We start from the raw sequence: 19202 nt of genomic DNA, 5'->3' as shown, positions 1-19202 counted from the left end.
AAGCGGAGGATCATGAGATGCAATCTCCCGGAATTACCCACCTTCAACTAGGTGGCGTCGCTGCTTCAGGCAACCTTCGGTGGGATTGTGCCCTTGCCATGCCAGGGATGCAAGGGTCATTTATTTCACTAAACGAATAAATTGATCGGGACTGTCGCGGGCGATGGCAGCGGCCTTCAGGCATCGATGTTAGAGAGATCATCGACGACAAGCAGCGCCTCGGCGAAATCGTCATCGCTGAAATAGGTGCTGCGGGTGATGACCACGGGAATGCCGGCCTGCGCCGCGGCGGCGAGGCCGTTGCCGGAATCCTCGACCGCGATGCAATCCGCCGGCCCGAGCCCGAGCCGCGCCAGCACCTCGACATAGACATCCGGCGCCGGCTTCTTGCGCGGCACGTCGTCGCCGGCGACGATCACCTCGAACAGATCGCCCCAGTCCACCCCAAGCGCAACCGAGAGCAGCGCCTCGATATTGCCATGCGAGGTCGTCGTGGCGATCGCCAGGCGCTGGCCGCGGCGGCGCGCGCTGGCGAGCCAGGCCCGGACGCCCGGCCGCAACGGGCAACCGCCTCCCGCGATCAGCGCCGCGTAACGCGCGGTCTTGATCCGGTGCAGGTCGGCGATCTCGGCGAATGTCAGCGAGGGAACCGCGTTGCGCTGGTCGAAGGCGCGGATGCGCTCCTTGCCTCCGGCCGTGCGAAGCAGCCGCGCGTAGGTGACCTGGTCCCAGAACCAATCAAGCCCTGCTTCGGCAAACGCCTCATTGAAGGCGCGGCGATGCACTTCCTCGGTCTCGGCAAGCGTGCCGTCGACATCGAAGATCAAGGCACGCGCGCTTGCGATGATGTCGCGCATCCCCGCGGAGCGGATCATCGCGAGCGCCTGGTTCATCGTCCCTCGCCCGCCCCCTTCGCGAACACGCGGCTGGCAAGCACGTCGCCGGCCTCGATCGACATCACGTCGTCGGCGGTGAGCGTGCGGTCGAGCTTCGCCATGATCCGGTTGGCCTGGCGCAGCCGGATGCGGTCGAGCGCGTTGCGGATCGAGCGCGCATTGGAGAACAGCGGCTGTTCCTTGCGGATGCCGATGTACCGGGTGAAGGCCTCGCGCGCTTCCGGGGAGAAACGATAATTCTGCTGCTGCAACATCAGTTCGGCGATCCACAGCAACTCCGCGTCCGAATAGTCGGGGAAGTCGATGTGATGGGCGATGCGCGAGCGGAACCCCGGATTGCTCTGGAAGAATTTCTCCATGCGGTCGCCATAGCCGGCCAGGATCACCACCAGATCCTCGCGCTGCTGCTCCATGATCTGCAGCAGGATCTCGATCGCCTCCTGGCCGTAGTCACGCTCATTCTCGGGACGGTACAGATAATAGGCCTCGTCGATGAACAGCACGCCGCCCATCGCCTTCTTCAGGATCTCCTTGGTCTTCGGCGCGGTGTGGCCGATATATTGCCCGACGAGATCATCGCGGGTGACGCTGATGACGTGGCCGCGGCGCACGAAGCCGAGCTTGTGCAGAATGCCGGCCATCCGCAGCGCAACCGTGGTCTTGCCGGTGCCGGGATTGCCGGTGAACGACATATGCAGCGTCGGGAATGTCGTCGCCAGCGCCATCTTCTGCCTGATGCGTTCGACCAGCAGGAGCGATGCGATCTCACGGATACGGGTCTTCACCGGCTTCAGGCCGATCAGTTCGGAATCGAGCTGGTCGAGCACGTCACCGATGCCGAGGTCGGCGAATTCATGGCGGAGATCGATGGTCTGGAGCGGGGTCTCACTGATCTGTTCGCTGATCTGTTCTTGCGCTTGCGTCATTATGCTCTCGCTTTCAGAAAAGCTCCGTCGCCGCTGCGGCGACGACGGAGAAGTGCATCCGGACCAGACGGTCGAGGGAGCAACCCGCCTGGCTTGTCAACCGGACGCGGTCACTGATCTGCGTAGCGCTTGCCCTCGGGGCGATCAGCCGCGTAGGAATGCGTCGCGTAACGAAGGTTGCGTCCGGCAGCCTCCGAGCGGTCGAGCCGGAAGCCCGGCTCCTCGCGCGGCCGGTTGACGATGAAGGAGATGCGAACCGACTCCCAGCCGTGGCCGGAATCAAAGCCGCAGATCCGGATGTAGCGGTCGCCATAGACCCGCCGGCAATCGGCGAGTTCCTTCATGATGCCGGCCGCATCGCGCAAGTCGAACATCGGCAGGCCCCACATGTCCCAATAGGTGTTGCGGGGATGCGGATCGTCGGTGAACTCGATGTTCACCGCCCAACCCTTGTCGAGACAGTATTGCACCTGCGCAGCGATCTGCTCATCGGTGAGATCGGGCAGGAAAGAGAAGCAGCCTTGGGTCACGCGCATGAGAACCTCCTGTCAGACCGCCATGCTCGGCGTGGGAACGAAATCGGGGGCGTCCGTCGATTCGTAGTTGAAGGTGACGTCCTTCCAGACATCGAGCGCCTCGCGCAGCGGCGTGCAGGTCTGCGCCGCCTTGGCCAGGATCTCCGGGCCCTCGTGGACGTAGTCGCGTCCCTCGTTGCGGGCGAGGATCATGGCTTCCAATGCAACCCGGTTGGCGGTGGCGCCGGCCTGGATGCCGCGGGGGTGGCCGATGGTGCCGCCACCGAACTGCAGCACCACGTCCTCGCCGAGCAGGTCGAGCAGCTGGTGCATCTGGCCGGCGTGAATGCCCCCGGAGGCCACCGGCATCAGCTTGTTGAGGCTTGCCCAGTTCTGGTCGAAGAACACGCCGTGCTCGAGCTGCATCGGGTTGAAGTCCTCGCGGCAGATGTCGTAGTAGCCCCGCGTGGTGTTCGGATCGCCCTCGAGCTTGCCGACAACAGTGCCGGCATGGATGTGATCGACACCGGCGAGCCGCATCCATTTCGCGATCACGCGGAACGAGACGCCGTGGCTGCGTTGCCTCGTGTAGGTCGAGTGGCCGGCCCGATGCAGATGCAGGATCATGTTATTCCTGCGGGCCCATTTCGCCATCGACTGGATCGCGGTGTAGCCGATGACAAGGTCGATCATGACGATGTTGGAGCCGAGCTCATGGGCGAATTCGGCGCGTTCGTACATGTCCTCCATGGTCGCCGCGGTGACGTTGAGATAGGTGCCCTTGATCTCGCCGGTCGCGGCCTGGGCGCGGTTGACCGCTTCCATGCAGTACAGGAAGCGCTCGCGCCAGTGCATGAAGGGCTGCGAGTTGATGTTCTCGTCGTCCTTGGTGAAGTCGAGCCCGCCTTTCAATGCTTCATAGACGACGCGGCCGTAGTTGCGGCCGGACAGGCCGAGCTTCGGCTTCACCGTGGCGCCGAGCAAGGGGCGGCCAAACTTGTCGAGCCGCTCGCGCTCCACCACGATACCGGTTGCCGGGCCCTGGAACGTCTTCACATAGGCGACCGGCAGCCGCATGTCCTCGAGCCGCAATGCCTTCAGCGGCTTGAAGCCGAACACATTGCCGATGATCGACGCCGTCAGGTTTGAGATCGAGCCCGGCTCGAACAAATCGAGGTCGTAGGCAATGTAGGCGAAGTAGCTGCCGGGCGAGTTCGGCACCGGATCGACGCGATAGCACTTCGCCCGGTATTTCTCCGCGGCGGTCAGCCGATCGGTCCACACCACGGTCCAGGTCGCAGTCGAGGATTCGCCCGCCACCGCCGCGCAGGCTTCGGTCGGATCGACGCCGTCCTGCGGCGTGACGCGGAACAGCGCGATGACGTCGGTGTCCTTGGGCTCGTAGTTCGGCTCCCAATAGCCCATCCGCTTGTATTCCATCACGCCGGACTTGTAGCGATCCTTGCCACGTACGGTCATCGATTGCTGAATGTTCATCTGAATCTCCTGTCTTTCGCTGGCCATTTGCTCAAGCGGCCTGGGTCATCTTTCCAATCTGCGGATCGAGCGCGCCGGCGCGATAGCGACGGGCCATTTCAGGCAGTGCCACGACCTTGATTTTGGCGGCATTCCCGGCCGTGCCGAACTGCTCGAAGCGGTCACGGCAGAGTTCGCGCAGCGCATCCATCGCCGGCTTGAGGAATTTGCGCGGATCGAACTCGCTCTTCGACTGCGTCGCGACCTTGCGGAAGGCTGCCGCCATCGCCAGCCGGCAATCGGTGTCGATATTGACCTTGCGCACGCCATGCTTGATGCCGCGGACGATCTCCTCGACCGGGACGCCCCAGGTCTGCGGCATCTCGCCGCCGTACGCGTTGAACATGTCCTGCAGCGGCTGCGGCACCGAAGACGAGCCGTGCATCACCAGATGCGTGTTCGGCAGGCGCGCATGGATCTCCTCGACCACGCGCATCGCCAGGATCTCACCGTCGGGCTTGCGCGTGAACTTGTAGGCGCCATGCGAGGTGCCCATCGCGATCGCGAGCGCGTCGACCTTGGTGGCGCGGACGAAATCAACCGCCTGGTCGGGATCGGTGAGCAGCTGGTCGTGGCTCAGCTTGCCTTCGACGCCGTGACCATCCTCCTGCTCGCCGCCGCCATGCTCGAGCGAGCCGAGCACGCCGAGCTCGCCTTCGACCGACGCGCCGACCCAGTGCGCCATGTCGGCCACCCGGCGGGTGATATCGACATTGTAGTCATAGTCGGCCGCGGTCTTGGCGTCGGCCTTCAGCGAGCCGTCCATCATGACAGAAGTGAAGCCGTAGCGGATCGCGGTGGCGCAGGTCGCCTCCTCATTGCCGTGATCGAGATGCAGGCAGAGCGGGATCTGCGGATACATCTCCTCCAGCGCATCGATCATCTTCGCCAGCATGATGTCGTTGGCGTAGGACCGCGCGCCGCGCGAAGCCTGGATGATGACCGGCGCGTCGCAAGCAGCCGCCGCCTCCATGATGGCGAGGCCCTGCTCCATATTGTTGATGTTGAACGCCGGCACGCCGTAGCCGCGTTCGGCGGCGTGGTCCAGCAATTGCCTCAGTGTGATCCGCGCCATCGTGGCGTCCTCCTTTCAATTCGCTCGTTGAATGAGCTGTTTTGCGCTGGCGGCGACCGCCGCAGGCGTGATACCGAATTCGCGGTAGAGCACGTCAGCCGGCGCCGAGGCGCCGAAGCCGGTCAAGCCCACGAACGCACCGTCCTCGCCGAGCCAGCGCGCCCAGTCGCCTTCGACTGCGGCTTCGACGCCGACGCGCGGGACGCTGCCCAGCACTTTCACGCGATAGTCGCTCGGCTGCTGGCGGAACAGGTCGAAGCACGGGGCCGAGACGACCGCGGCCTGTACCCCGTCTTCCGCCAGCAGCCTTGCGGCTTCGAGCGCGATCGCCACCTCCGAACCCGTTGCAATCAGGGTGACGTCACGCGCGAAGGCCGGCTCGACGAGAACGTAGGCGCCGAGCGCGACCTGGTTGTCCTTGCTGCCGTCACGCACGGTCGGCAGCGCCTGCCGCGACAGGCAGAGGATCGACGGCGAACTCTCCGCCTTCAGCGCGCAATCCCAGGCTTCCGCCGTTTCGACCGCATCGGCCGGGCGGAACACCAGGACGTTGGGAATCGCGCGCAGCGCCGCCAGATGCTCGACCGGCTGATGCGTCGGCCCGTCCTCGCCGAGTCCGATCGAGTCATGGGTCATCACATGGATGACGCGGATGCCCATCAGCGCTGCAAGACGGATCGCCGGCCGACTGTAATCGGCGAAGCTGAGGAAGGTGCCGCCATAGGGAATGAACCCGCCATGCAGCGCGATGCCGTTCATCGCTGCCGCCATGCCGTGCTCGCGGATGCCGTAGTGGATGTAGCTGCCGTCGAGCGTTTCCGGCCGCACCGAAACCTGCGACTTCGCCAGCGTCAGGTTGGAGTGCGTGAGGTCGGCCGAGCCGCCCAGCAGATTCGGCAACGCCTCCGCGATCACGTCGATGACCTGCTGCGAGGCCTGTCGCGTCGCGAGCTTCGGCCGCTCGGTTGCAAAGCGCTCGAGGAGCGCCGCCATCGCCTTGGTATAGGCGCAGGGCAGTCTCCGATTCAGTGCGTCATGAAACGGCGACCGTCCGCCCTTGTCTGCCTTGCAGGCGGCACGCGAACGCTCGATCCACGCCCGCCGCGCGTCGCGGCCACGGCCGCCGAGCTCGCGCCATTCGGCCAGAACCACATCGGGGATCTCGAAGGCCGGATACGGCCACCGCAGCGCGCTGCGGGTCTTCGCCACCTCATCGGCACCGAGTGGCGCTCCGTGCACCTTCTCGCTGCCCTGCCGGTTCGGCGCACCGAACCCGATCACCGTGCGGCAGGCAATCAGCGACGGACGATCGCTCGCGCGTGCCTGCCTGATCGCCGCGGAGATTGCCTGCGGATCGTGGCCGTCAATGCGGCAGACGTTCCAGCCGCTGGCCGCAAACCGCGCAGCCTGATCGTCCGAACAGGACAGCGAAGTCGCACCGTCGATCGAGATGCGGTTGTCGTCGAACAGAACGATCAGCCGGTTCAGCCGCAAATGGCCGGCGAACGAGATCGCCTCATGGCTGAGGCCCTCCATCAGGCAACCGTCGCCGGCGATCACATAGGTGTAGTGGTCGACGAGGTCGTCGCCGAAACGGGCATTCATCAATCGCTCGGCCAGCGCCATGCCGACCGCGGTCGCGATGCCCTGCCCGAGCGGTCCGGTCGTGGTCTCGACACCAGGCGTATGGCCATACTCGGGATGCCCCGGGGTCTGCGAGCCCCACTGCCTGAACGCCTTGAGCTGATCGAGCGTCATGCTCTCGTAACCGGTGAGATAAAGCACCGCATAGAGCAGCATCGAGCCGTGCCCCGCAGACAGCACGAAGCGGTCGCGGTCGGGCCATGTCGGATCGGCCGGATCGAACTTCAGGAAGTCGGTGAACAGCACGGTGGCGACATCGGCCATGCCCATCGGCATGCCGGGATGGCCGGATTTCGCCTGCTCCACCGCGTCGATGGCGAGGAAGCGGATGGCGTTGGCCATCTCGTCGTGTGCGACGTCAGGGCGGCTGGCAACGGACGCAAGTGCGGTCGTCATATCGTTCGCCTCTTTCGTTCGATCAGTTGCAGGATCAGCGGGGTCAGGATCAGCTGCATCGCGAGGTCGAGCTTGGCGCCGTGCACCACGATCGAGTTGGCGCGCGACATGAAGCTGTTCGGGATCATCGAGAGCAGATAGGGAAAATCGATGCCGCGCGGGTTCTTCAAGCGGATCACGACCATCGATTCATCGGGCGTCGGGATCCAGCGCGCGATGAATGGATTCGACGTGTCGACGGTCGGCACGCGCTGGAAGTTGATGTCGGTCTCGGTGAATTGCGGGCAGATGTAATTCACATAGTCCGGCATGCGGCGCAGGATGGTGTCGGTCACCGCCTCGGTGGAGTAGCCGCGATGGCTGCGATCGCGGTGCAGCTTCTGGATCCATTCGAGATTGATGACCGGCACGACGCCGATCTTGAGGTCGGCGTGCTGCGCGACATTCACCTTGTCGGTGACCACGGCGCCATGCAGACCCTCGTAGAACAGCAGGTCGGAATTCTCGGGCAGCGCCTCCCAAGCGGTGAAGGTGCCGGGCTTGGCGCCGTAGAGCCGCGATTCTTCCTCGTCGTGCACATAGTGCCGCGTCGTTCCGGTGCCGGTCTCGGCATAGTCGCTGAACAGCTTTTCCAGTTCCTCGAACAGATTGGTCTCGGGGCTGAAATGGCTGAAGTGCTTGTTGCCGCGCTCGGCCTTCTCCGACATCATGCTGCGCATCTCGGCGCGGTCGTAGCGGTGGAAGGCGTCGCCCTCGATGTAGGCCGCAACCACGTTCTCGCGGCGGAAGATGTTCGCGAACGTCTTCTTCACCGAGGTGGTGCCGGCGCCGGACGAGCCGGTGATGGAGATGATGGGATGTCGACGAGACATGCGCTCCCCCTCAGCGGAACAGGCCGCGCCGCGCGAACAGCGGGGCATCGCTGCTCTCGAACAACGGCTCGACGGTCAGGTGGATCGCATCGACGTCGCGCACGGCGCGCGCCGATCCCATGATGAGCGGAACCCGCTGATGCGGCGTCCGTGCCGATAGTTCGAGGATGCGCGCCCGGCCACTCGACGCGGCGCCGCCCGCCCATTCCATGATCAGTGCGATCGGATGCGCCTCGTACAGCAGGCGCAATCGGCCTTCGCGGTAACCCTGGCGCGCATCCGCCGGATACAGGAACACGCCGCCCCGCATCAGGATTCGGTAGGCTTCCGCCACCAGCGAGCCAATCCAGCGCATGTTGTAGTCCTGCCCGAGTTCGCCATTCACCCCGGCGAGGCAGTCGTCGATGTAGTTGCGCACCGGGCTGCTCCAGTGCCGCCGGTTCGAGGCATTGATGGCGAACTCCGACGCGCCCTGCGGCACCCGCAGGTCGCGCCCGGTCAGGACGAACTCGCCGGTTCGCGGGTCGAGCGTGAAACAGTCGACGCACTGGTCGAGCGCCAGCACCAGCACGGTCTGCGGACCGTAGATGAAGCAGCCGGCGGCACATTGCGCGGTGCCGGGCTCGAAGAAGGTCGAGATGGCGTCGTTGCCCTTCGGCCGGATCGAGAAGATCGTGCCGATCGAGACATTGTTTTCGAGATTGGCGGAGCCATCGAGCGGATCGATCGCGACACAGAGCGGCGCGTCGGGATCGAGCGTCTCGGGCAGCTCGACCTCCTCGGACAGAACCGCAGCGACCGGCGCGGCCCCCAGCGCGTCGCGCATCAGGCGGTCGGCGACGATGTCGATGGTCTTCTGGCGATCACCGTCCGGATTGACGCCGCCGCTCTCGCCGCCGATGCCGGCGAGCGGCCCGGCGGCAATGATGCGCGACAGCTCGATCGCGGCACCGGCAAGCGCTTCGATCACCGTGACGGTCACGGCACGCAACGGGTTGTGCTGCGTCGGCCACTCCAGATGGGCATGTAATGCAGGACGAATCTCCACCGGCCTCTCCCTATGATCGCGCCCTCTGTCCCGAGGCTTCGAGAGGCGACCTCAGGGAGTCGCCTTCGCCGTATCAACGCGCGAATTGCCCAATTAGGGAAATTTTATTATCTTTGGTCCGAGCAAAGTATTTCTTATGGAGCTTGTCATGGCCGGCAACTTCTCGCGGGATCTCACCATCCGCCAACTGCGCGCATTGTCGACCTTGCACGAGGCCGGCTCGATCACGTCCGCGGCCAACCGCTTGAACCTGACACAGCCGGCGGTGACGCTGCAGCTTCGCAACCTGCAGGCGCTCGCGGGCTTGCCGCTGATCCAGCGCACCGGCGACGGCATGGCGCTGACGGATGCCGGCGCGCATGTGCTGACGCTGGTCGAGCGGATCGAGGCGGCGTTGAAGGATTGCGAGCAATCGCTCGACATGATCGCGGGCCGGAGCGGCGGCCGCGTCGCGATGGGCGCGGTCTCTACCGCGAAATACTTCGTGCCGTTCGCGATCGCAGCGTTCTCGCGCCGCTTCCCCAAGATCGAAGTCACGCTGCGGATCGGCAACCGCGAGGAGATCCGCGACGCGCTGCGCGGCTACGATCTCGACATCGCCGTGATGGGCCGGCCGCCGGCCGATGTCGAGGTCGAGATGAAGCCGCTCGGCCGGCATCCGCACTTCATCATCGCCGCACCCGATCATCGGCTGGCGCGGCGCCGGCACGTCGCACCGTCGGAGCTCGCCAATGAAACCTTCATCACCCGCGAGCAAGGATCAGGCACGCGGATGCTGATGCAGCAATATTTCGAACGGGTCGGGCTGGAGCCGAAGCTCGGCATGGCCATGGACAGCAACGAGACCATCAAGCAGGCGGTCATGGCAGGGCTCGGCATCGCCTTCATCTCCCAGCACACGGTATTCCATGAGCTGGAGGACGGCCGCCTGGTGGTGCTCAAGGTGAAGGGCTTGCCGATCGTCCGACAGTGGCAGGCGATCCGGCGCACCGACAAGATCCTGCTGCCGCCCGCGCAGGCGATGCTGGACTTCCTCGGCAAGGAAGGCTGGCGGTATCTGCCGAATTCCCATTAGCCGCAGCGCGCGCGATCTAAAAAATCGAGCCGGTACCGTATGTTAACCATTGAAGTTCCGGCAGACGCATGTCACATCTTGAGTGCGGTCGCGGACCGTATCCCTGCGTGGGAGGATGAACTGCAAAATCAGTCCCCGCCGATGCCTGACTTCAAGGCGTTATTCGAGGCGGCGCCCGGCCTGTATCTGGTGCTGACGCAGCCCGACTTCCGTATCGTGGCAGCAAGCGACGCCTATCTGCGTGCCACCAAGACCGAGCGCGCGGCGGTCCTCGGACGCCACCTGTTCGAGATCTTTCCCGACAATCCGGACGATCCGGCGGCAGACGGAGTGCGGAACCTGCGCGCTTCGCTCGAGCGCGTGGTCCAGTTCCGTCGCCCCGACACCATGTCGGTGCAGAAATACGACATCCGCAAGCCCGAGTCGGAAGGCGGCGGATTCGAGGAAAAGTACTGGAGCCCGCGCAATACGCCGGTGTTCGGGCCGACCGGACAATTCATCTACATCATCCATCGGGTGGAAGACGTCACCAGCTTCATCCAGCTGAAGCAGCGCGGCGCCGAGCAGGCCGAACTGACCGACCGGCTGCGCGAGCGCACCGAGCAGATGGAAGCCGAAATCTTCATGCGCGCCCGCGAGGTCGAGGCCGCCCGCGAGCAACTGGAAACCGAGCAGAAGCTGCGCCAGGTGCAGAAGATGGAGGCCGTCGGGCACCTCACCGGCGGCATCGCCCATGACTTCAACAACATCCTGACCGTCATCACCGGCCTGATCGACATCCTCGCCGAGGCGGTCGAGCACGATGCCGCGCTTTCGTCGGTGACAAAAATGATCAGCGACGCCGCATTTCGCGGCGCCGAGGTGACCAAGCATCTGCTGGCGTTCTCGCGGCAGCAGCCGCTGCAGCCGCGCGAAGCCGATCTCAACACGCTGGTGCAGGACACCGCGCGGCTGCTGCGCCCGTCGCTCGGCGAGCAGATCGAGATCGATACCGCGCTCGAGCCCGACGCCTGGCCGGCCTTCATCGACCCCAACCACATGGCGACCGCGCTGCTCAATCTCGCCGTCAATGCCCGCGATGCGATGCCCGACGGCGGCAAGCTGATGCTGGAGACCAGCAACGTCATCCTCGACGAGGTCTATGCCGCCGCCAATCCCGACGTGCGCGCGGGCGAGTATGTGATGGTCGCGGTCAGCGACACCGGCGGCGGAATCCCTGCGGCAATCCGCGACAAGGTGTTCGAGCCGTTCTTCACCACCAAGGACACCGGCAAGGGCACCGGCCTCGGGCTCAGCATGGTTTACGGCTTCATCAAGCAGTCCGACGGGCATCTCAAGATCTATTCCGAAGAGGGCCACGGCACGTCGATCAAGCTCTATCTGCCGCGCAGCATGGGCGACATGGTCGACGTCGAGCCGCCGCCTCCGGTCGACACCCGAGGCGGCAATGAATCCATCCTGGTCGTCGAGGACGATCCGCTGGTCCGCAATTACGTCAGCGCCCAGCTCGAGCAGCTCGGCTACCGCACCATGGTCACCGCCAACGGCCCCGAAGCCCTGGCTGCGGTCGAGAAGGGCTTCGTCTGCGACGTGCTGTTCACCGACGTCATCATGTCCGGCGGCATGAATGGCCGGCAGGTCGCCGATGCCGTGATCGCCAAGCTGCCCTCGGTGCGCGTGCTCTTTACATCAGGCTATACCGAGGACGCGATCATCCATCACGGCCGTCTCGACCCCGACGTGACGCTGTTGCCGAAGCCTTACCGAAAAGCCGATCTGGCGCGCATGATCCGGCAGGTGCTGACGCAGCCTCCCGCAGCAGCGGTGGCCGCCAAGTAACGCTTAGGGTCCAAAGCTCGAACGGCTCTGGATCTTCCAGGCGCCGTCGAGCAGGCTCAGCACATAGAGGGAATCGTAGACCCCGATGACCGATCCGTCCTCGCGATAACGGGTGTAGCGGACGGCGTAGTGGGCTTTGGCCGGCGAGGACTGGACAAGCTTCGTCTCGTTCCAGGCGCTGTGGTGCCAGCCGTCCTGTTTGCGCAGCCGCTCGAACAGGTCCATCGGATTGTTGCCGGCATGCTGATAGACGGTGACCACGCCGCCGGCGATCCGCACATGCGGGAAGTGCATCAGCGCATCCATGGCCGCGGCGTCATAGCGATTGAGCGCTGCCATCCAGCGCGTCAGCACATCCTCGCACCTCGCCTGATCGTCGCGCGAGATCTGCGCCTCGACGGTGTAGGTCGCGGCCGGCTCCGGCATCATGCGTCTCCGCTCTGTTTCTTGATCTGGTCGGCCGGCACGGCGCATCCCGAGAGGAACAGCGCCGCACAGGCCTTGGCGCGCGCTTCGATCTCGTTGCGCGTCAGCACCGGCTTGTGCCCGAACATCACGTCGCGCTGCGGCTTGAACACGAACATGCCGAGCAGCATGCCTGCGGCCACCTCGGCATCATCAAGCACGATCCGCCCTCGCCGCTGCTGCACGCCCAGCCAACTCGCCAGCGCCGCGATGGTCCGCTGCATGGCCTTTTCGTAGAACGTCTCGGCAATGTCGGGAAATTTGTCGCTCTCCGCCAGGATGATCCGTTGCAGCGCGATCACCTCGGCATCGAGAATGAGCTCGGCGCAAGTTCGCAATGCAGCCTCCAGCGCCGCCGCAACGTTGCGACCGTCGCAGGCGCCGAGATTCACGATGGACACGAACCGGTCCACCCTGTCGGTCACCATGCCTTCGAACAGCGCCAGCTTGGTCGGGATCAAACGATAGAGCGTCTTGGTGGAGACGCCGGCACGGCAGGCCACGTCGGCGATACTTGCCGCCGCGAAGCCGCGCTCGGAGAACTCGCGCCGCGCTGCCTCATAGATCAGCGCACGCGTCTCATCGTCGGAACGAAGCTGCGGCCGCCCGCGACCGCGCCGCTCCGGCACGCTTTGCTCAGTCTGGACTTTGTCGTTCCGGTTCATCCGCGAGCCATGCTTTTAGATGATGACTGTCATTCTATTGACAGTCCCAATATGGGCTCTATTTTGGAAAACATCAAGTTTCCTAATTAATCCCGTGACCGGATACCGAGATTGACAAGGTTTTCCAACGGGATAGAGCAGATCAGGAGCGCCTGCCATGAGCCAGCATGAGACATCATTCAAGGCCGAAAGCCAGGTTCCGGCCGAGACCGCCAAGCAATTGATCGCCGCCCCGGAGGCAGCCAAGCCGGCCGCCGCCAAGGGCAAGCTTCGCCGCCTGCTGCTGACGGGCGCGGCGCTCGCCGCCCTCGCGGGCGGGGCATGGTACGGCTGGGATTACTGGACGGTCGGCCGCTTTCAGGTCTCGACCGACGACGCCTATGTGAAGGCCGACAACACCACCATCGCGCCCAAGGTGTCCGGCTATCTCAGCGCGGTGCTGGTGGGTGATAACGAGCACGTGCGTGCCGGCCAGATGCTGGCGCGGATCGACGATCGCGATTTCAAGGTCGCGTTGGATCAGACCAAGGCCGACGTCGCCGCCGCTGAAGCTGCGATCACCAGCAAGCGCGCGCAGCTCGACGTGCAGCAGTCGGTGATCGAAGCGGCCCGCGCGACGCTCGCCGTCGACACCGCGACGCAGACCTTCGCCGAGCAGGAGAACAAGCGCTACACCGACCTCGCCGGCACCGGCTTCGGCAGCGTGCAGAACGCGCAGCAGGCGCAGTCGCGCTACGCCAGCGCGCAGGCCGCCGTCGCTCGCGATACCGCAAACCTCGCCTCCGCGCTGCGCCAGGTCGAGCTGCTCAAGGCCGACATCGCCCAGGCGATCGCGGCGCAGGCCCGGGCGACCGCGCTCCAGCATCAGGCCGAGCTGAACCTCGGCTACACCACCATCACTGCCCCGATCGACGGCGTGGTCGGTAACCGCACCCTGCGCACCGGCCAGTTCGTCCAGGCCGGCACGCAATTGATGTCGCTGGTGCCGGCCACCGGCGCCTATGTGATCGCAAACTACAAGGAGACGCAGCTCACCAACGTCCGCAAGGGCCAGCCGGTCGAGATCGAAGTCGACATGTTCCCCGGTCAGGTCGTGCGCGGCCATGTCGACAGCCTGGCGCCGGCGAGCGGCCAGGAGTTCGCTCTGCTGCCGCCGGATAACGCCACCGGCAACTTCACCAAGGTGGTGCAGCGCATCCCGGTAAAGATCGTGCTCGACGCAACCAATGTCGACCTGCGGCCGGGCATGTCGGTGATTCCCTCCATCGCGACGCTGTCGCGTCCGACTGAGGAAGCTCCGCACGCAAAAGCCACGCCGAAACTCGCTGTCGCCTCATTCAAATAGGTGATGTCATGTCCGATCTCGCGCTCTCCTCCGCCGCCGCGCCCCGCGCCGCCGTAGATCCCAATCGCGCCAGTCTGACCGTCTGGATCTCGATCCTGGCGGCCATGATCGGCGCCTTCATGGCGATCCTCAACATCCAGATCACCAACGCCTCGCTGCTCAACATCGAGGGCGGCATCGGAACCGGCGTCGACAATGGCTCCTGGATCTCGACGTCCTACCTGATCGGCGAGATCGTGGTGATCCCGCTCACCGACTATCTCAGCCGGGTGTTCTCGTTCCGCAAGATCATCATCAGCTTCGCCACGCTGTTCGCAGCCTTCTCGGTCGCCTGTGCCTTCACCCACGATCTGCCGTCGATGATCGCGATGCGCGGCCTGCAGGGCTTCTTCGGCGGCGTGCTGATCCCGATGGCCTTCACGCTGGTTTTCACCAAGCTGCCGAAGCCGCAACAGCCGATCGGGCTGGCGATGTTCGCGCTCGCGGTAACCTTTGCGCCGGCGATCGGCCCGACCATCGGCGGCTACCTGACCGAAAATTACGGCTGGCAGACCATCTTCTTCGTCAACGTGATCCCGACCGCTGTCATGGTCGCCACCCTCTCTTTCACGCTGGAGCGCCAGCCGATGCAACTGCATCTGCTGCGCGAAGGCGACTGGCTCGGCATCATCACGATGGCGATCGGTCTATCGTCGCTGCAGGCGGTGCTGGAGGAAGGCAACAAGGACGACTGGTTCGGCTCGCCCTTCATCGTCAAGCTCGCGGTGATCGCCGCGGTCAGCCTGACCCTGTTCATCTGGATCGAGCTGGTCGTCGAGAAGCCGCTGCTGCGGCTGCGGCTGCTGACCCAGCGCAGCTTCGGCTTCGGCACCATCTCGGCCGTATTCGTCGGCTTTGCGCTGTTCGGCTCGGTCTATCTGCTGCCCGCCTATCTCGGCCAGGTGCAGCGCTACAATGCCGAGCAGATCGGCCAGGTGCTGGCCTGGACCGGCCTGCCGCAGCTGATCCTGATCCCGCTGGTGCCGAAGCTGATGCAGCGCTTTGATGCCCGCCTGATCGCGTTCACCGGCATGGCGCTGTTCGCGGTCTCCTCCTTCATGAACATCCAGATGTCGCTCGACTATTCAGGCGACCAGTTCTTCTATCCGAACATCGTTCGCGCTGTCGGCCAGGCGATTACGCTGGCGCCATTGTCCGCCATCAGCCTCGGCAGCGTCGCGCCGCAGGATGCGCCGGCGGCCTCCGGCATCTCCAACATGATGCGCAACCTCGGCGGCGCGATCGGCACCGCGCTGCTCTCGACCATCGTCACCAAGCGCGAGCAATTCCACTCCAACATTATCGGCCAGTCGGTTCATCTCGGCCGCGACGAGGTGCGGACCCGGATAGCCGAGGTCACCAACTACTTCCTCAGCCACGGCATCTCGGACCCCGCCACCGCACACAACCAGGCGATCGTGGCGATCGGCAACATCGTGAAGCGTCAGGCGCTGGTGCTTGGCTTCAGTGACGCCTTCGCGGTGATCGGCGTCGTGCTGGTGCTCGCCGCGATCGCGATCGTTCTGACCGGCAAGCCGAAGAGCGCGGCCGGCAGCGCCGGCGCGCATTGAAGTCGAGGGCGACAGCCACGGCCGTCGCCCTGCCCCCTCAGCTCGCCTCGCGCAGCTTGAAGCGCTGGATCTTTCCGGTCTGGGTCTTCGGCAACGCCTCGACGAAAGCGATCGCGCGGGGATATTTATACGGCGCGATCGTCGCCTTGACGTGATCCTGCAACATTTTGACCTCGACATCGTCGGTTCGCGCACCCTGCTTCAGCACGATGAACGCCGAGACGATTTGTCCGCGCTCCTCGTCCGGCGCACCGATCACGGCGCATTCCGCGACATCGGGATGCGCGAGCAGCGCCGCCTCAACCTCGGGGCCGGCGATATTGTAGCCCGCCGAGATGATCATGTCGTCGGCGCGCGCCACGAACGACAACCGGCCGTTCTCGTCGCTGACAAAGGCATCGCCGGTGATGTTCCAGCCGTCGCGGACATATTTGGTCTGCCTGGAGTCCGCGAGATAACGGCAGCCGGTCGGCCCGCGAACCGCAAGCTTGCCGACCTGGCCCGGCGGCAGCTCGTTCATGTCCTCGTCGACGATCCGGGCTTCGTAGCCCGAGACGGGCGTGCCCGTGGTGCCCGCGACGGCGCTGCCGGTGCGATTGGTGATGAAGATATGCAGCAGCTCGGTGCTGCCGATGCCGTCGAGGATCGGCTTGCCGGTCTTCTTCGTCCAGCTCTCGAACACCGGCGCCGGCAACGTCTCGCCGGCCGAGACCGCCAGCCGAAGCGAGGACAGATCGGCGCCCTTGTCCATCGCGGCCATCATCGCGCGATAGGCGGTCGGCGCGGTGAAGCAGATCGTTGCCTTGTAGGTCTCGATGATCCGGATCATCTCGCTCGGCGCAGCGTTCTCCAGCAGCGTCGCGGTGGCGCCGAAGCGCAGCGGGAAGATCGCGAGCCCGCCGAGGCCGAACGTAAAGGCGAGCGGCGGCGAGCCGACGAAGACGTCGTCCGGCGTCACCTTGAGCACTTCCCTGGCATAGCCGTCCGCGACGATCAGGAGATCGCGGTGGAAGTGCATCGTCGCCTTGGGCTCGCCCGTCGTGCCCGACGTGAAGCCGAGCAGCGCGACATCGTCGCGGCCGGTCTTCACTGCATCGAACTTGACCGGCTTGTTCAACGCGATCCGATCGAGCTCGGCGTCATGGTTCTGCGTGCCGTCGAAATTGACGACCTGCTTGAGGAATTTGCTGGTCTTGGCACAGGCCACCAATTCGTCTGCGATCCGGCTGTCGGTCAGCGCCAGCGCTATCTCGGCCTTGTCGACGATCTTGGCCAATTCGCCGGCGCGCAACATCGGCATGGTGTTGACGACGACGGCGCCGGCCTTGGTCGCCGCGAGCCACGCCGCCACCAGCGCCGGGTTGTTGCCCGAACGGATCAGCACGCGATTGCCGGGCTTGACGCCGTAATTCTCCACCAGCGCATGCGCCAGGCGGTTCGACCAGTCGGTCAATTCCTTGTAGGTACGCTGGCGGCCGTTGCCGATCAGCGCGATGCGATCGCCCATCCCTTGCTCGACGATGCGGTCGGTCAGTTCGACCGCGGCGTTGAGATAATCGGGATATTTGAATTCCGGACGGTCGAGCAGCAGCTGCGGCCATTGCTCTGACGGCGGCAGGTTGCGCCGCGCGAAATCGTCGACATGCCCGGATGGGCCGAGCCCGGGAAATTCACCTGACATTCGATCGCCCCTCGCTTTCCATCCAGAAAGGCCAAAGACCAATATCGAGAAGACCAGTATCGAGGACGCCCGGCAGCGTTCCGATCGCCAATCATTTTATACTTAAAATAATTTGACGCAAGGGTGCAGAATGGGCGCGCCGCTAGAATCTTAGATTCGTGTGAGCTGCCTCAACCGCGCCACCATCACCGACGCCGGGTCGGCGAGCGGCGCGATCGCGGTGAAATGATTGGCGTCGGGCACAGTGCCGAACCGGGTCGCCACGCCGGCCTTGCCCCAGACATCGACGATGCTTCGGCTCTGCCGATGATATTCGGCGCTCTCGGCGCCGCCGACGACGGCATCGAGCGTAGCGCCGGCGGGGGCTTTCCAGAGCAGCGGGCTCGCCGCCCTTGCTGCGTCGCGGTCAAGGCCAAGCGCCTTGTTGATGGTGGTGCCGACCAGCGGCTCGAGCTCGAACAGGCCGGAGATCGCGTAAGCAGCCCTGACCAGATTGTTCGGCAACGACGCGTCGAAGGCCGGCCAATCGGTCGCGAGCATGCACGCGGCAAGATGTCCGCCGGCGGAGTGTCCCGACACGACCAGCGGCCGGCCGAGTTTTGCAAGTTCACGGCACGCCGCGCGCAGCTCGCCGATGATGTCAGCGACCGAGACGGCGGGGCAAAGATCGTAGCTCGGCACCGCGACGCTGATGCCGTGGCCATTGAGGCCGCGCGCGCAGTGGCTTGAGGACGAGCCGTCGAGCGCCTGCCAGTAGCCACCGTGGATGAAGACGACGAGCGGCCCGCCACGGTCGCCCTCGAACAGGTCGATGACGTTGCGGGCGCCCGGACCATAGGTCAGCCGTCGCGGCGGGTGTTGCTCGCGATAGGCCGCGGCGTCCCTCGCCCAGCCGGCCATCAGCGCCGGATTTTCCGGCACCCGTGCCCGATTGTTGTATTCGACCTCGTAATCGATCCCGGTCACGGCTTAAGCCGACCTCGCCTTGGCAGAGCGCTGCGCCGAGCCCTTGGCCTTGGCGAGCAGCCGCATCAATTCGCGGATATCCTTCGGCGAGAGGTCGCCGAAGACATCGGCGATCCATTTCTCGTGCTCGGTAGCCATCTTGCGGAATTCAGCGCGGCCGAGCTTGGTCAACCGGATGAACTGCACGCGGCGATCGGTCTCGGAGGTGCGGCGGTCGAGATGGCCTGATTCAACCAGGCGCTCGACCAGCCCCGTGACGTTGCCGTTGGACACCATCATCCGCTTCGAGAGATCCGACAGCGTCATGCCGTCGGACACCTTGTCGAGCTGGGCCATCAGGTCGAAGCGCGGCAGCGTGACGTCGAATTTCTCGCGCAACCGGCTGCGGACCTCGCCTTCGATCAGCGTGGTACAGGTCAAGAGGCGCAGCCACAGCCTGAGCTCGGTGCCGTGATCGTCAGGCAGTTCGACGGCTTTGGTTTCAGAATCGAGGTTCATGCGGCGATTGTGCCTCCGCGGCGGGTTCCTGTCGGACCGGTTACTTTGAGCTTCAAGCAATTCGCGGCGCGCCGCAAGGACAATTGCGAATCCTGGCCGGTGCGCCGGCGCGATCCTGCAATTTCTTTAAACTTCAAGCAATTGGCGCGG

General features: G+C 64.7%; 17 protein-coding genes. 4 read left to right on the top strand and 13 right to left on the bottom strand.

Features of this window, described 5'->3' with window-relative positions; translation table 11 throughout:
* Positions 1-176: 176 nt before the first annotated feature.
* From H8A92_RS02665 to H8A92_RS02630, 8 genes are all read right to left on the bottom strand, one after another.
* Positions 177-893: an HAD family hydrolase gene (locus H8A92_RS02665; protein ID WP_229194312.1), complete on the bottom strand. Its 717-nt coding sequence runs from the start codon at positions 891-893 to the stop codon at positions 177-179.
* Complete coding sequence (cbbX, locus tag H8A92_RS02660) at positions 890-1822, bottom strand: CbbX protein (RefSeq protein ID WP_229194311.1); 933 nt, start codon at positions 1820-1822, stop codon at positions 890-892. Before cbbX ends, H8A92_RS02665 begins: the two co-directional genes overlap by 4 nt.
* Before the next feature lie 110 nt (positions 1823-1932).
* The gene (locus H8A92_RS02655) at positions 1933-2358 is read right to left on the bottom strand and encodes a ribulose bisphosphate carboxylase small subunit (protein ID WP_229194310.1); all 426 of its coding nucleotides are present in this window, start codon (positions 2356-2358) and stop codon (positions 1933-1935) included.
* Between the two features lie 12 nt (positions 2359-2370).
* Entirely contained in the window at positions 2371-3834 is a 1464-nt protein-coding gene (locus H8A92_RS02650; protein ID WP_106319280.1) for a form I ribulose bisphosphate carboxylase large subunit, read from the bottom strand.
* A gap of 31 nt (positions 3835-3865) precedes the next feature.
* Positions 3866-4948 carry a class II fructose-bisphosphate aldolase gene (fba, locus tag H8A92_RS02645; protein WP_229194309.1) on the bottom strand — a complete coding sequence of 361 codons (1083 nt, stop codon included), beginning with the start codon at positions 4946-4948 and terminating at the stop codon, positions 3866-3868.
* Between the two features lie 15 nt (positions 4949-4963).
* Positions 4964-6988: a transketolase gene (gene tkt, locus H8A92_RS02640; RefSeq protein WP_229194308.1), complete on the bottom strand. Its 2025-nt coding sequence runs from the start codon at positions 6986-6988 to the stop codon at positions 4964-4966.
* Positions 6985-7860: a phosphoribulokinase gene (locus tag H8A92_RS02635; RefSeq protein WP_229194307.1), complete on the bottom strand. Its 876-nt coding sequence runs from the start codon at positions 7858-7860 to the stop codon at positions 6985-6987. The genes tkt and H8A92_RS02635 overlap by 4 nt, the downstream gene beginning before the upstream one ends.
* A gap of 10 nt (positions 7861-7870) precedes the next feature.
* The gene (locus tag H8A92_RS02630) at positions 7871-8878 is read right to left on the bottom strand and encodes a class 1 fructose-bisphosphatase (RefSeq protein WP_229194406.1); all 1008 of its coding nucleotides are present in this window, start codon (positions 8876-8878) and stop codon (positions 7871-7873) included.
* A gap of 178 nt (positions 8879-9056) precedes the next feature.
* Between H8A92_RS02630 and H8A92_RS02625 the strand changes: the two genes are divergently transcribed.
* Together H8A92_RS02625 and H8A92_RS02620 are read left to right on the top strand one after the other, a co-directional pair.
* Entirely contained in the window at positions 9057-9983 is a 927-nt protein-coding gene (locus H8A92_RS02625; RefSeq protein WP_229194306.1) for a LysR family transcriptional regulator, read from the top strand.
* Positions 9984-10124: 141 nt separating this feature from the next.
* On the top strand, positions 10125-11822 hold the full coding sequence (locus tag H8A92_RS02620; RefSeq protein WP_229194305.1) for an ATP-binding protein: 1698 nt from the start codon (positions 10125-10127) through the stop codon (positions 11820-11822).
* A gap of 3 nt (positions 11823-11825) precedes the next feature.
* Here the strand turns inward: H8A92_RS02620 and H8A92_RS02615 are convergent, their stop codons facing one another.
* Together H8A92_RS02615 and H8A92_RS02610 are read right to left on the bottom strand one after the other, a co-directional pair.
* Positions 11826-12248 (bottom strand): hypothetical protein, encoded by a 423-nt coding sequence (locus tag H8A92_RS02615; protein ID WP_229194304.1) that lies wholly within the window; start codon positions 12246-12248, stop codon positions 11826-11828.
* Positions 12248-12952 carry a TetR/AcrR family transcriptional regulator gene (locus tag H8A92_RS02610; RefSeq protein ID WP_229194303.1) on the bottom strand — a complete coding sequence of 235 codons (705 nt, stop codon included), beginning with the start codon at positions 12950-12952 and terminating at the stop codon, positions 12248-12250. Before H8A92_RS02610 ends, H8A92_RS02615 begins: the two co-directional genes overlap by 1 nt.
* A 157-nt stretch (positions 12953-13109) precedes the next feature.
* Between H8A92_RS02610 and H8A92_RS02605 the strand changes: the two genes are divergently transcribed.
* Both H8A92_RS02605 and H8A92_RS02600 read left to right on the top strand, forming a co-directional pair.
* Positions 13110-14297 carry an HlyD family secretion protein gene (locus H8A92_RS02605; protein ID WP_229194302.1) on the top strand — a complete coding sequence of 396 codons (1188 nt, stop codon included), beginning with the start codon at positions 13110-13112 and terminating at the stop codon, positions 14295-14297.
* Between the two features lie 8 nt (positions 14298-14305).
* Positions 14306-15907, top strand: coding sequence for an MDR family MFS transporter (locus tag H8A92_RS02600; RefSeq protein WP_229194301.1), 1602 nt, complete (start codon positions 14306-14308; stop codon positions 15905-15907).
* A gap of 37 nt (positions 15908-15944) precedes the next feature.
* On the opposite strand, the gene H8A92_RS02595 is transcribed toward H8A92_RS02600, so the two are convergent.
* From H8A92_RS02595 to H8A92_RS02585, 3 genes are all read right to left on the bottom strand, one after another.
* A complete protein-coding gene (locus H8A92_RS02595; protein ID WP_229194300.1) occupies positions 15945-17588 on the bottom strand; it encodes a benzoate-CoA ligase family protein in 1644 nt (547 codons plus the stop codon).
* A 150-nt stretch (positions 17589-17738) separates the two neighbouring features.
* Positions 17739-18554, bottom strand: coding sequence for an alpha/beta hydrolase (locus H8A92_RS02590; protein ID WP_229194299.1), 816 nt, complete (start codon positions 18552-18554; stop codon positions 17739-17741).
* Positions 18555-18557: 3 nt separating this feature from the next.
* Positions 18558-19052: a MarR family winged helix-turn-helix transcriptional regulator gene (locus tag H8A92_RS02585; protein ID WP_163152594.1), complete on the bottom strand. Its 495-nt coding sequence runs from the start codon at positions 19050-19052 to the stop codon at positions 18558-18560.
* Positions 19053-19202: the final 150 nt, after the last annotated feature.

Source organism: Bradyrhizobium acaciae, from assembly GCF_020889785.1.
GTDB lineage: Bacteria > Pseudomonadota > Alphaproteobacteria > Rhizobiales > Xanthobacteraceae > Bradyrhizobium > Bradyrhizobium acaciae.
The sequence above is the reverse complement of the archived record's forward strand: the minus strand, read 5'-3'. Positions and strand labels throughout refer to the sequence as shown.